The 12,017-nt window shown below is 71.1% G+C and carries 11 protein-coding genes; 5 read left to right on the plus strand and 6 right to left on the minus strand.

Going from position 1 to position 12,017, the window contains the following annotated elements; all coding sequences use genetic code 11:
- Nucleotide 1: 1 nt before the first annotated feature.
- Nucleotides 2-1,108 carry a DUF5931 domain-containing protein gene (locus ABGA98_RS29415; RefSeq protein ID WP_347621640.1) on the minus strand — a complete coding sequence of 369 codons (1,107 nt, stop codon included), beginning with the start codon at nucleotides 1,106-1,108 and terminating at the stop codon, nucleotides 2-4.
- A gap of 113 nt (nucleotides 1,109-1,221) precedes the next feature.
- Here ABGA98_RS29415 and ABGA98_RS29420 point away from each other — a divergent pair, with 113 nt between their 5' ends.
- Both ABGA98_RS29420 and ABGA98_RS29425 read left to right on the plus strand, forming a co-directional pair.
- Entirely contained in the window at nucleotides 1,222-2,280 is a 1,059-nt protein-coding gene (locus ABGA98_RS29420; RefSeq protein WP_347621641.1) for an MHYT domain-containing protein, read from the plus strand.
- Nucleotides 2,281-2,340: 60 nt separating this feature from the next.
- Complete coding sequence (locus tag ABGA98_RS29425) at nucleotides 2,341-3,156, plus strand: MHYT domain-containing protein (RefSeq protein WP_347621642.1); 816 nt, start codon at nucleotides 2,341-2,343, stop codon at nucleotides 3,154-3,156.
- A 137-nt stretch (nucleotides 3,157-3,293) separates the two neighbouring features.
- Here ABGA98_RS29425 and ABGA98_RS29430 read toward each other — a convergent pair whose 3' ends face one another.
- Nucleotides 3,294-4,319 carry a 6-phosphofructokinase gene (locus ABGA98_RS29430; RefSeq protein WP_132514396.1) on the minus strand — a complete coding sequence of 342 codons (1,026 nt, stop codon included), beginning with the start codon at nucleotides 4,317-4,319 and terminating at the stop codon, nucleotides 3,294-3,296.
- 146 nt (nucleotides 4,320-4,465) lie between these two features.
- Nucleotides 4,466-5,368: a beta-propeller fold lactonase family protein gene (locus ABGA98_RS29435; protein ID WP_347621643.1), complete on the minus strand. Its 903-nt coding sequence runs from the start codon at nucleotides 5,366-5,368 to the stop codon at nucleotides 4,466-4,468.
- A 64-nt stretch (nucleotides 5,369-5,432) separates the two neighbouring features.
- On the opposite strand from ABGA98_RS29435, the gene ABGA98_RS29440 reads away from it, so the two are divergent.
- Nucleotides 5,433-6,323: a helix-turn-helix domain-containing GNAT family N-acetyltransferase gene (locus ABGA98_RS29440; protein WP_347621644.1), complete on the plus strand. Its 891-nt coding sequence runs from the start codon at nucleotides 5,433-5,435 to the stop codon at nucleotides 6,321-6,323.
- Here ABGA98_RS29440 and ABGA98_RS29445 read toward each other — a convergent pair.
- Nucleotides 6,280-8,454 carry an MMPL family transporter gene (locus ABGA98_RS29445; protein ID WP_347621645.1) on the minus strand — a complete coding sequence of 725 codons (2,175 nt, stop codon included), beginning with the start codon at nucleotides 8,452-8,454 and terminating at the stop codon, nucleotides 6,280-6,282. The genes ABGA98_RS29440 and ABGA98_RS29445 overlap by 44 nt on opposite strands.
- Before the next feature lie 149 nt (nucleotides 8,455-8,603).
- Here ABGA98_RS29445 and ABGA98_RS29450 point away from each other — a divergent pair, with 149 nt between their 5' ends.
- Nucleotides 8,604-9,197, plus strand: coding sequence for a TetR/AcrR family transcriptional regulator (locus tag ABGA98_RS29450; protein ID WP_347621646.1), 594 nt, complete (start codon nucleotides 8,604-8,606; stop codon nucleotides 9,195-9,197).
- A gap of 154 nt (nucleotides 9,198-9,351) precedes the next feature.
- Here ABGA98_RS29450 and ABGA98_RS29455 read toward each other — a convergent pair whose 3' ends face one another.
- On the minus strand, nucleotides 9,352-10,374 hold the full coding sequence (locus tag ABGA98_RS29455) for an alkaline phosphatase PhoX (protein WP_347621647.1): 1,023 nt from the start codon (nucleotides 10,372-10,374) through the stop codon (nucleotides 9,352-9,354).
- A 164-nt stretch (nucleotides 10,375-10,538) separates the two neighbouring features.
- Nucleotides 10,539-11,006 (minus strand): DNA starvation/stationary phase protection protein, encoded by a 468-nt coding sequence (locus tag ABGA98_RS29460; protein ID WP_347621648.1) that lies wholly within the window; start codon nucleotides 11,004-11,006, stop codon nucleotides 10,539-10,541.
- A 117-nt stretch (nucleotides 11,007-11,123) separates the two neighbouring features.
- Here ABGA98_RS29460 and ABGA98_RS29465 point away from each other — a divergent pair, with 117 nt between their 5' ends.
- Nucleotides 11,124-11,894 carry a MerR family transcriptional regulator gene (locus ABGA98_RS29465; protein ID WP_347621649.1) on the plus strand — a complete coding sequence of 257 codons (771 nt, stop codon included), beginning with the start codon at nucleotides 11,124-11,126 and terminating at the stop codon, nucleotides 11,892-11,894.
- The last annotated feature ends 123 nt before the right edge of the window (nucleotides 11,895-12,017 follow it).

The raw sequence follows: 12,017 nt of genomic DNA on the forward strand, positions 1-12,017 counted from the left end.
GTCACGCGGGGAGGCTGATCTCGACCTCGGTGCCCTGCCCGGGGACGCTGACGATCGAGACGTCACCGCCCAGGTCGGCCACCCGGCCGCGGATGGAGCGGGCGACCCCCATGCGCCCCTCGGCCAGCGCCTCGTCCAGCCGCCCTTCCGGGATGCCCGGCCCATCGTCCCGCACGCTGACCGTCACCGTGCCCTCACCCGGCTCCGCCAGCACCCAGGCGCGCGCCGACGGCCCGCAGTGCGCCCTGACGTTGTCCAGGGCCGCCCCGACGGCGGCCACCGCCTGCTCCGCCACCGGCGCGGGCAGGACCAGCGGCGTGGCCGGGGTGGAGACCGTCACCTGGGACGAGGCGTGCCGCAGCAGGAGGGTGCGCAGGTCGGCGGAGCCCGGCTCGCCGGTCTCGCCGGGGCGGTCGGCGACGAGGCGGCGTAAGGCGGACTCCTGCTCACCGGCGAGGCGGCCGAGCTCGGCGGCCTCGCCGCCGAGCCGCTGCCCGCGCCGGTGCACCAGGGCGAGCACCTGCAGGACCGAGTCGTGGATGTCGCGGGCCAGGCGGTCGCGCTCGCGCTGGGCGGCCTCCATCTCGACGGCCCGCTGCATGCGCTCCTCGGCCTCCTTGGCGAGCCGGGCCACGTGGCCGACCACGACGCCCGACAGGAAGAGCAGGACCGCGCCGTTGATCAGGATGGGCACGTCGGGGGCGCGCACGCGCAGCCACAGGTCGCCCGCCGCCATGGCGAGCGCCGCCACCGCTCCCGCGCGCCGGCCGCCGTGCACGGCCCAGGCGAGCACGGGCCCGGCGACCCAGGTCGCGGGGACGGGCGTCGTGCCCACCTCCCCCTGCTCGGCCCCCTGGACGTACGGCGAGGCCAGCAGGCAGGCCAGCACCACGAGCAGGTCGGTCACGAGCAGCGGCCACCGGCGCAGCGCGGGGGCGGAGTAGGCGAGCGTCGCCCCCGCGGTCCAGAGCACCATCACGCCGATCACCAGCCAGCCGAGGACCGGCTGCTCGTAGCCGCGGTGCTGGGCCATCAGCACGATCGCGTAGACCAGAGACGCGACGCGGAAGACGGCGATCGCCCGCCAGAACGGCCCCTCGATAGCCATGAGCCCTTCTCATGTTTCCGACATAACACGTTGACAGATAGTTGCGATATCCATGCGTAAGGGACATTCCCGATGGCAGAATCCGGGGACCCCTAATGCAAGGAACGCGATAGATGACCGCTGTGAATCATTTCACCTATGGGCCGCTCACGCCGCTGCTGGCCTACGTGATGTCGTGCATCGGGTCAATGCTCGGCCTGCGTCTCACCGCGCAGGCCCACGCCTCGCGCGGGGGTTCCAAGGTGCGGTGGCTGCTCGGCGCGGCCATCTCCATCGGCGGCACAGGCGTCTGGGTGATGCACTTCATCGGCATGATGGGCTTCCAGGTGGAGGGCACCCAGATCAAGTACGACGTGTGGCTCACCGCGGCCTCCGCGGCCGTCGCCATCATCGTCGTGGGCACCGGCCTGTTCCTCGTCTCCTACGGACGCGGCCGCCTCCTGGCGCTCCTCGGCGGGGGCCTGCTGACGGGGCTCGGGGTGGCCTCCATGCACTACCTGGGCATGTACGCGATGAACATGTCCGCCCAGGTCTCCTACGACCGCGTCACCGTGGCGATCTCCGTGGTCATCGCCGTGGTGGCCGCGACGGCGGCGCTGTGGTTCACCCTCCGGGTCAGGAAGCCCATCTGGATCACCGGCGCCGCCCTGGTCATGGGCGTGGCCGTGTCCGGCATGCACTACACCGGCATGTACGCGATGCACGTCACGGTCGATGCGCAGCCCGGCGTGATCACCGGCGCCGACGCGCTCGACTTCCTCGTGCCCCTCATGACCGTGATCAGCCTGATCACCCTGACCATGCTCCTCATGGTGATCCTCTCTCCGTCGGAGGAGGAACTGCACGAGGACGCGGAGCTCCTCGCCAAGCTGGAGCTGCGCCGGCGCACCGCGCAGCAACAGCAGCAGCTCACCTACCCCTCGCCCGGTGTCGCGCCCGCGCCGATGCCGCTGGCGGCTCCCACCCCCCAGGCTCCCACCCCCCAGGCTCCCTTCCCCCAGCCCCCCTTCCCCCAGGCGTCCCACCCGCAGATGCCCCAGGGGCTCTATCCTCAGGCGCCCGCACCGCAGGCCGAGCCCTCGCCCATGCCGGCGCCCGGCGGCCAGGACCCGGCTCGGCTTCCGCGCCGGCAGCCGTCGCGCAGGCAGCCGTCGCGCTCGCGCAGAAGGTAGTTGCGCGGCCGGCGATCACCCGCCCATACTCCCTTATCAGCATGCGAGGGATGGGTGGGTATGTCGCCGGTCGATCATTTCTCCTTCGGGCTCGTGACGCCCGTCGCCGCCTACGTCGTCTCCAGCCTGGGCTCGATGCTGGGCCTGCTCCTGACCTCGCGGGCCCGTGTGGTCGGCGGGCGCGCCGGCGCGTTCTGGCTGGTGGGGGCCGCCCTCGCCATCGGCGGCACGGGCATCTGGACGATGCACTTCATCGCCATGCTCGGCTTCTCCATCCCCGGCATGACCATCCGCTACGACGTGCCGCTCACGGTCGCCTCCGCGCTCATCGCGGTCGTGGTGGTGGGGGTGGGACTGTTCCTCGCCTCGTACGGCGCCGATCGCCTGAGCTCCCTGCTCGGCGGCGGTCTGCTGACCGGAGCCGGCGTGGCGAGCATGCACTATCTCGGCATGGCCGCGATGAACATGTCAGCGCATGTCTCCTATGACCCGGCGATCGTCGCGGTCTCGGTGCTGATCGCGATCGCGGCGGCCACAGTCGCGCTCTGGTTCACCGTACGGGTCAGCGGCGCGCTCAAGATCGGCGCCGCGGCGCTCGTCATGGGCGTGGCGGTCGCGGGCATGCACTACACCGGGATGTACTCCATGTCGGTGACGCCGCACCACGAGGTGGGGGCTGTGCCCGGCGCCCAGGGCGTCGACTTCCTGCTGCCGCTGATCGTCGGCACCAGCGTGATCACCGTCGGCCTGCTGCTCGCGGCCCTGCTGTCGCCGTCGGAGAAGGAGCTGCGCAACGAGGCCGCGTACCGGGAACGGCTGCGTGCGCACGACGAGGGCGCGCAGGAGATGGAGCTCTCCGGCACGCCCCGCCGATGATCTATGTCATGGGTACGGCCTGCGTCGCACAGGTGGGCCGCCAACTCGCTGCGGCGCAAGCCGTACCCCTTAGGGGGTTGTAGCGGTAACCCCGCTGATGCAGAAGCTACGGCCGCCCGCTTGCAACCCGCTTACAGTCAGCCGAAGAACACCTCCGCCTCGGCGTAGCGCGAGACGGGCACGGTCTTCAGCTCGGCCGTGGCCTCGTCGAGCCCGACGCGGACGATGTCGGTGCCGCGCAGCGCGACCATCTTGCCGTAGTCGCCCTCGTGGGCCGCGTCGATGGCCTGCAGCCCGAACCTGGTGGCCAGCACCCGGTCGTAGGCCGTCGGGGTGCCACCGCGCTGGATGTGGCCGAGCACCGTCGTGCGGGCCTCCTTGCCGGTGCGCTTCTCGATCTCCTTGGCCAGCACCTCGCCGATGCCGCCCAGCCGGACGTGGCCGAACGCGTCGAGCTCGCCCGCCTGCAGCTCCATCTGGCCCTCGACGGGGTGGGCGCCCTCGGCGACGACGATGATCGGCGAGTAGCGGGTGCGGAACCGCGACTCGACGTATTCGCAGACCCGGTCGATGTCGAACGGCTTCTCCGGGATGAGGATGACGTTCGCGCCGCCGGCCATGCCCGCGTGCAGGGCGATCCAGCCGGCGTGCCGGCCCATGACCTCGCAGATGAGCGCCCTGTGGTGGGACTCGGCGGTGGTGTGGAGGCGGTCGATGGCCTCCGTCGCGATGTTGACGGCGGTGTCGAAGCCGAAGGTGTAGTCGGTGCCCGACAGGTCGTTGTCGATCGTCTTGGGCACGCCCACGACCTTGACGTCGCGGTCGTAGAGTTGCTTGGCGACGCCCAGGGTGTCCTCGCCGCCGATGGCGATCAGCGCGTCGACGCCGGTCGAGGCGAGGTTGTCCTTGATCCGGTCGACGCCGCCCTCGATCTTGATCGGGTTGGTGCGCGAGGAGCCGAGAATGGTCCCTCCGCGCGGCAGGATGCCGCGGACGGCCTGGATGTCGAGCGGCATCGTGTCGCCTTCGAGCGGGCCGCGCCAGCCGTCACGGAAGCCGACGAACTCGTGGCCGTACACGCTCACCCCCTTGCGGACCACTGCCCGGATCACGGCGTTCAGGCCGGGGCAGTCGCCGCCCCCGGTGAGCACTCCAATACGCATGGCGGGTTCCTCCCGATGGGGTTCACGTCCAGAATCGCATGGTCAGAATCACATGTTCAGACCGTGTTCAGACCGCATTCTGCCGGTCCGCGCGGGCAGTGGTCTAGACCAAACGCCAGGTCCACCTGCCCAATATGACGGACACCTTACGTGATCAGCACGCATGCCGGGCTCTCCACCTCGTACGCCTGCCCGGTCGGCTCGGGGATGCCGTCCTTCAGCACGAAGACGTTCACGGTGCCGGAACGCTGGTTGGCCACGTACATGCGGTCGCCGTCGATGGCGAAGTGCCGTGGCCAGTCGCCGCCCGACGGCACCTCGGCCACCACCGACAGGTCGTCCCGCAACACCGAGATCGTGTTGGGGCCGCGGTTGGCGACGTAGACCAGGCCGCCGGCGAGCACCAGGTGCGAGGGGGCGTTCTCGCCCGCCTGCCCGGAGGCGGGCACGGCCGTGCGCCGCTCGCCCTCGACGAGGGTCACGGTGCCGCCGAGTTCGCCCGCGACGTACAGGCGTGAGCCCGTGAAGGCGAAGTGGCGCGGACCGGTGCCCGGTCCCATCGTGATCGCTTCCAGCGGCGTGCCGTCAGGGCGGTAGCGGCGGATCTCGTCGGTGCCGAGGTCGGAGACGTGCAGGAGGCCGTCGTGGAAGACGGCCTCGTGGGCGTGCGGGCCCGCCTGGCGGTCCGGGTCGGGGCCCGAGCCCTCGTGCCGCAGCACGATCGGCTCGCCCTCGAACGCGCCTCTGGAGTCGAGGTGGTGGACGACGGCCGTGCCGTCGCCGTAGTTGGCCGCCGCGAGGAGCCTGCCCGTGGGATCCACGGCGACGTGGCAGGGGCTGTCGCCCTCGCTGGGCCGTTCGTCGAGCGGGCTGAGGCCCTCCTCCCCCACGGTGTACGCGGTGAGCCAGCCGCGTTCGAGCTCTCCCACCGCGTACAGCACCGGCAGGGTGGGATGGGCGGCCAGGAACGACGGGGCCGCCACCCGGGTCAGGTCGCCGCCTACCGTCACGATGCCCGGGCCGTAGCCGCCTATGTACACGTGCTTCACAGTGGGAATCCTCCTGTGGTTGACTATGGCAATGAGTTCGTTGACAGAGGCAAGAATTTCTGAGGTGAGAGCCTTCAACAGGTTCTATACGAAGGTGATCGGCGCGCTCCAGGCAGGGATGCTCGACTCGCCGTACTCCCTGACCGAGGTGCGGGTGCTGTTCGAGCTGGCGCACGCCGAGCGGATGGAGACCGGCGAGCTGCGCGGGCTGCTCGACCTGGACGCGGGCTACCTCAGCAGGATGCTGGCCCGCTTCGAGGGCGACGGGCTGATCGCGCGCGAACGCTCCGCCTCCGACGCGCGCAAGCAGCTCGTACGCCTCACGCCCGCAGGCTCAGAGGTCTTCTCCAAGCTCGACAGGCGCTCGGCCGAGGAGGTCGAGCGCCTGCTGTCCACGCTGCCCGAGCCGGACCAGGAGCGGCTGGTCACCGGCATGGCGACGATCAGGAGGCTGCTCGGCCCGCCCGGGGAGCGGCAGCCGTACGTGATCAGGCCCCCGCGCACCGGCGACCTGGGCTGGGTCGTCCACCGCCACGGCGCCCTCTACAGCGCCGAATACGGCTGGGGCACCGGCTTCGAGCAACTGGTCGCCAGGATCGTCGGCGGGCTCGACTTCTCCCGCGACGCCGGGTGGATCGCCGAGGTGGGCGGGGAACGGGCCGGGTGCGTGTTCTTCGTCCGGCAGGACGCCGCCACGGCCAAGCTGCGGATGTTGCTGGTCGAGCCGTCCGCCCGCGGCATGGGCATCGGGCGGCGGCTCGTGGAGGAGTGCCTGCGGCACGCGCGGGCAGCGGGCTGCGAGCGCGTCACGCTGTGGACGCGCGACTGCCTGGTGAGCGCGCGGCACATCTACCGGGCGGCCGGGTTCGAGCTGGAGTCGGAGGAGAAGGGCACCGAGAACGGCGTCGAGGTCACCGACCAGATGTGGTCGTGCGACCTGCGGGCCACCAGTTGAGCGGCCCCGCCAGGCGCATCAGGCTCGGCACCAGCACCGCCCTGATCACCGTCGCGTCCACCAGCACGGCCACCGCCATGCCGACGCCGAGCATCTGCACGAACGACACCTGCGCGGTGGCGTAGGCGGCGAACGTCAGCGCCAGGATCCCGCCGGCCGCCGTGATCAACGGGGCGCTCCGCTGCAGGCCCGTGGCCACGGCGCGCTCGGTGTCGCCCGTCCTGTCGTACTCCTCCTTGATGCGCGACAACAGGAACACCTCGTAATCCATGGACAGCCCGTAGGCGACGCAGAGCATGAGGATGGGGATGCTCGCGTCGAGCGTGCCGGTGGGGGTGAAGCCGAGCAGTCCCGACAGGTTGCCGTCCTGGAAGATCCAGACCAGGGCTCCGAACATGACGCCGAGGCTGAGCACGTTCATGAGGGTCGCCTTGATGGGAATGATCACACTCCTGGTCATGAGGAACAACACGAGAAAGGTCATGCCCAGCATGAGGGCGAGGACGAGCGGCAGCCGGTCCACCACGGAGGACCGGTAGTCGGCCAGCTCGGCGGGATAGCCGCCGAGCAGCACCTCGAACGGCGGCTCGACGGAACGTACGACCTCGACGACGCGGACGGGGTCGCCGGCCAGCGCCTCCGCCGACGGGACCACGGACAGCCACGTCCCCTGCCCGGCGAACCTGGCGGGGTCGCCGTCGCCCACCCGGCCGCCCGCGGCGTAGGAGCCCGCCGCCGAGTCGACCTGGGCGACGCCGGGAATCCGGGACAAACTCGCGGCATACGCCGAAATGTCGCCCGACGCCGTACTTTTCGAGATGATCTGGATAGCGTCCGTCTCCTCCGCCGGGAAGGACCGGCGGAGGACGTCCTGGGTCTGCCGCGAGGATGCCTCGGGCGGCAGGATGCGGTCGTCGGCCACGCCGAAGCGCAGCCCGAGGAACGGCGAGGCCAGCACCAGCAGCACCACCATGGCCAGCCCACCGGACAGCAGCGGCCGGCGCATCACCCGCAGGGCCAGCGCGTGCCAGAACCCCGCCACGCGCTCGGGCCCTTCCCGTTTGGGGAGCATCGTGCCGCCGACCGTGGCGAGCACGGCGGGCAGCACCAGCACAGCCGCGACCAGGCCGCCGATCACGACGGCGACGCCCGCGTACGCGAAGGAGCGCAGGAAGTCGAACGGCAGCGCGAGCAGCACCGCCAGGGACGTGGCCACGGTGAGGCCGCTGAACAGCACCGTCCTGCCGGCGTGCTCCACGGCGCCGGCGACCGCGCCGGCCCGGTCGGCGCCGCGCCGCGTCTCCTCGCGGAACCGCTGGATCACGAACAGGCAGTAGTCGATGCCGAGGCCGAGTCCCATGGCCAGGGTCAGGTTCAGGGCGAACGTCGAGATCTCGGCGAACAGCAGGGCGCCGCCGAGCAGCGCCAGCCCCACCACCATGGCGAACACCCCGGCCAGGATCGGCACCACGGCCGCCACCACGCGCCGCTGGTAGAACCAGAGCAGCACGAACGCCAGCGGGAAGATCACCAGCTCGGCGCGGACGAAGTCCTGCCTGGCCAGCGGCACCGTCTCCCTGAACACCTCCTCCCCTCCCCCGGCCCGCACCTGGAGCAGATCGCTGCCCTTGGTGATCTCGGGCACGAGCCGGGGCAGGACCCCGGCCCGCACATGATCGGCGTCACCCGGGATGCGCACCACGATCAGCGCGTGCCTGCCGTCGCCGCTGCGCAGGGTGGCGGGCCGGTCGCGGGTCCAGTAGGAGGCGGCCTCGGCGACGCCCTCCTCGCGCCCGATCCGGGCGGTCAGTTCCCTGCCCGCCGCGACGACGGCGGGGTCGTCCACGGTGCCGCTCCTGGCGGTCACCAGGAAGATCATGTCGGGGCTGCCCGTGCCGAACCGTGCGACCAGCTCGCTCTGGGCGCGGTCGGACTCCGATCCCGGCGCCTCGAACCTGGACAGGGACAGCTGCGACACCGCGCCCGCCGCGAGCACCGCGGCGACGACGGACATGACCAGAGCGAGCGCGAGCACGAGCCGGCGGCGCCGGACGAGGAGGAACCCGAGCCTGCGCAGCGCCGGGTCCGCGACGCTCGCCCGGGCGGCCCTGGGCCGCGTGTTCACCGCCATGCCGGCACCTCGGCGGGCGCCCTCGGGGGGCCGGGCTCGACGACGAGCACGGTACTCATGGTGCCTCCACAAAACTCGGTAAACTACTCGCGTTTACTGTCCGCACCAGAAATACAAGTAAAAGCTCGCATTTGTCAATGAGGAGTCGCATGGCTGAACGCACGGTCCGCCGGCAGGCGCGCGGCCTGAAGCGCATGGCGGAGATCCTCGACGCAGCCGAACAGGTCATCGCCGAGGTGGGCTATCCCGAGCTGACCACGAACCAGGTCGCCGCGCGGGCGGGGATGTCACCCGGGTCGCTGTACCAGTTCTTCCGCAACAAGGAGGAGATCCTGGACGGGCTGGTGACCCGCTACACCGACGACCGGCAGGAGTTCTGGGCCGGGCGGCTGGCCGCCGTCACGCCCGATGTTCCGCTGGACGTGCTGGTCGGGCAGTTGGTGGACGAGAGCGTGCGGTTCAAGAGCCGCTCGCCGGCGTACTGGTCGTTGTTGTACGGGACGGCGACGGGCGATCGCCTGGCCGAGGCGGCCGGACGGCTGCACGACGACATCGCCCGGCACATCGCCTCCATGCTCCGCCGCCGCTCACCCGGCCTTTCGGAGGAACGCGCCCTGCTCATGGGCAGCATGGCGCTGGCCATGGTGAAGGCGGTGATGCCGATGATCACTTCGGCGGCGCCCGAGCGCGGCGCCGAGCTGGTGGACGAGCTGAAGTTCGCGCTCGTGCGCTATCTGAGCTGACTGTCAGGGTCACCGGGCCGGCTCGCCGGAAAGCTCGGGCCCGCAAAGCTCGGGCCCGGAAAGCTCGGGCCCGGAAAGCTCGGGCCCGGAAAGCTCAGGCCCGCAAAGCTCAGGCGGGGAAGCTCAGGCGAGGGGAAGCTCAAACCCCGGAAGCTCAGGCGCGGAAGCGGCCCGTCACCTCGAACGTGTGGCCCTCGGTGCGGCCGCGCCGCGCCGAGAAGTAGAGCCGTTCGCCGTCCGGGGAGAACGCCAGCCCTGTGAGCTCGGCGCCGTCGTGCCCCTCCAGCCGCAGGAACGGCGTGACCGCCCGGTCGGGGGCGATGACGTCGATCTGCGTGGTCTCCCTGGCCACGTAGAGGTCGCCCGAGGGCGCCGCCGTGATGGCGCGCACGCCCGAGCACAACCGGTCGAGCGTCGAGGTCTGCGCGTCGTAGGCCCACAGGCCCGAGTCGCCCTTGGTGGTGAAATAGCACACCCCGCCCGCGTAGTGGCAGCCGTCACCGCCGTCGAAGTGGCGGGCGTCGTCGACCTGGTGGCGGGCCTCCTGGAAGAGCGCCGCCGGCGAGGGCACCGCCTGCCAGTGACCCGAGGCGCAGAGGACTTCCAGCGTGCCCTCCGTCAGGTCGCCCCAGTCGCCGGGTATGAACCGGTAGAAGCAGCCGTCGGGCTCGTCCTCGGTCATGTAGACCACGCGCCGCTGCGGGTCGCAGGCGGCGGCCTCGTGCTTGAAACGGCCCATGGCCAGCCGGGGGCGGGCGGCGCGCGAGCCGTACGGATCGCATTCGAAGACGCGGCCGCGGTGGCCGAGCTCGCACGACAACCAGGTGTGCCACGGTGTGGCGCCGCCCGCGCAGTTGAGATCGGTGCCCGACAGGATGCGGTAGGCGTCGGCCACGCTGCCGTCGGCGCGGAAACGCAGCGCCGACGCGCCGCCGAGCAGCGGCAACTCGGAGTTGGAGACGTAGATCCAGCCCTCGCCGTCGGGAAAGCAGGCGCCACCGTCGGGGGCCGCGTGCCAGGTCAGCCCGGCCACCTTGTGCCCGGAGCGGGCCACCTCCCTGCCACGGAACCCGGAGGGCAGGGCGAGGCCGTGCTCGCCCGGCAGGCGGAGCGGGCCGTACGGGCTGGGACCGCCCTGCAAGAGCGGGCCCGTGCGGAGGAGAGTCTTGTGGGACATCGTGGGGCCTCCCTCTAGGTGCCACGCTAGTCGACCGCACGGACATGAATGGCAGAGACTCGTCAGATCAAACTCTGCGCAAACCTCACAGCTCCAGATTCGATCATGCGGCAGACGAAGAGCCCGGGTGCTCCGCCTGCGGATCCCGGACTCCTCGGGGTCGGTCAGCGCTGGGCCTGGAACATCCAGTGTTGCTTGTCGATGTCCTGCGCCACGGCGATGAACAGGTCCTGGGTGACGGGGTCGGGCTCGTCGGTGACCCGGATGCGCTCGTACATCCGCTTGCTGATGCCGTCGAGCGTCTCGGTGATCGTCGCCACGACCTTGCCGTCCTCCAGCCAGCCGCCATCCGGCTGGGGGAGCTTGGTGTTCCTGGCGACCGTGGCGGAACGGCCGTCCGGGTTGATCCCGAGGGCGACGCTGCGCTCGGCGATGAGGTCCATGTGCTTCCTGGCCAGGTCGGTGACCTTGTCGAGCTGCCGGTGGATCGGGCGGAAGTGCGCGCCGACGAGGTTCCAGTGGGCCTGTTTGGCGACCAGCGAAAGGTCGATCAGATCGACCAGAGCGCCCTGCAGGGCTTCCGCGACGGTGTTCCTGGCATCACCCGAAAGTGGACCGGTGATCGTGGCCATGTCGTCATTCCTCCCTATTCGGTCGGACTGTCCCTTTTGATAACGACTCTCAGGCCTGCGTTCTTCCGAGGCGCCATGACATTGACAGTGCAATAGTGACAGTGTCATTGTGAGGGTATGAGCGACACCTGGACCATCGGCGAGCTGGCCGAGCGCGCGGCGCGAGCGCTGCGCGACGGCGCGGCGCCGTCCGAGAACGGCAGGGTCAACGGCCGGGTCCGCGACGTGCCCGGGGAGCGGCTGATCAGGTGGTATACGACTATCGGCCTCGTGGACCCGCCCCTCACCAGGCGCGGCAGGATCGCCCGGTACGGACGGCGCCACCTGCTCCAGATCGTGGCCGTCAAACGGCTGCAGGCGGCGGGACGGTCGATCGCCCAGATCCAGGCCGCCCTTGCGGGCGCGACGGACCGGATGCTGGAGACGACCGCCGCGCTCGACACCGGCGACGCGCTCGGGAACAGCGACGGGCTCGGGGACACCGCCGGGCTTGGCGACGGGACACCGGGCGACCGGGCACGCGGACGGTTCTGGGCCGAGCACCCGGGTACGGGAGCCGCACGGGACACGGAGACGCCGGCCCGCGGCCCCGGGCCCGGCCCCGAGGCCGCGGGCGTAGCCGGTGACGCGGCCCGGTTCCCCGCCGGGACGCCGGGGAACGCCGGTGACACCGGCCGCTCCGGGACGACCGGGGGCGACGACCGGGCTCCGGGGCGTGCGGGGACGACCGGGGGCCACGCGGGTGCCCTGGTGGCAGGGGTCGTGTTGGGCGACGGGGTGCGGCTGGTGCTGGACGCCGGCCGGGCGCCGGCCGATGAGGACGTACAGGCGGTGCTGGCCGCGGCCGGGCCGCTGCTCGCGGTGCTCGAAGAGAGGCAACTGATTTGACATCCTCCCCCTCGTAAACGAGGGGGATTCCCACGGTCGCCCGTGAGGCTTCCTGCTTCACAGCCGGTCGCCCGTCCGAGAGGACTCTCGTTGAGGTCTTACACCCGCTCCACAGGCGTTTCA

The sequence above is a fragment of the Nonomuraea sp. B1E8 genome, assembly GCF_039871515.1.
In the GTDB taxonomy this organism is placed as follows: domain Bacteria; phylum Actinomycetota; class Actinomycetes; order Streptosporangiales; family Streptosporangiaceae; genus Nonomuraea.

Coding starts and splice junctions, on each gene's coding strand:
- ABGA98_RS29415 (WP_347621640.1), bottom strand. CDS start 1,108: ATGGCTATCGAGGGGCCGTTCTGGCGGGCGATCGCCGTCTTCCGCGTC.
- ABGA98_RS29420 (WP_347621641.1), top strand. CDS start 1,222: ATGACCGCTGTGAATCATTTCACCTATGGGCCGCTCACGCCGCTGCTG.
- ABGA98_RS29430 (WP_132514396.1), bottom strand. CDS start 4,319: ATGCGTATTGGAGTGCTCACCGGGGGCGGCGACTGCCCCGGCCTGAAC.
- ABGA98_RS29445 (WP_347621645.1), bottom strand. CDS start 8,454: ATGGCGGTGAACACGCGGCCCAGGGCCGCCCGGGCGAGCGTCGCGGAC.
- ABGA98_RS29455 (WP_347621647.1), bottom strand. CDS start 10,374: ATGTCCCACAAGACTCTCCTCCGCACGGGCCCGCTCTTGCAGGGCGGT.
- ABGA98_RS29465 (WP_347621649.1), top strand. CDS start 11,124: ATGAGCGACACCTGGACCATCGGCGAGCTGGCCGAGCGCGCGGCGCGA.
- ABGA98_RS29450 (WP_347621646.1), top strand. CDS start 8,604: ATGGCTGAACGCACGGTCCGCCGGCAGGCGCGCGGCCTGAAGCGCATG.
- ABGA98_RS29460 (WP_347621648.1), bottom strand. CDS start 11,006: ATGGCCACGATCACCGGTCCACTTTCGGGTGATGCCAGGAACACCGTC.
- ABGA98_RS29425 (WP_347621642.1), top strand. CDS start 2,341: ATGTCGCCGGTCGATCATTTCTCCTTCGGGCTCGTGACGCCCGTCGCC.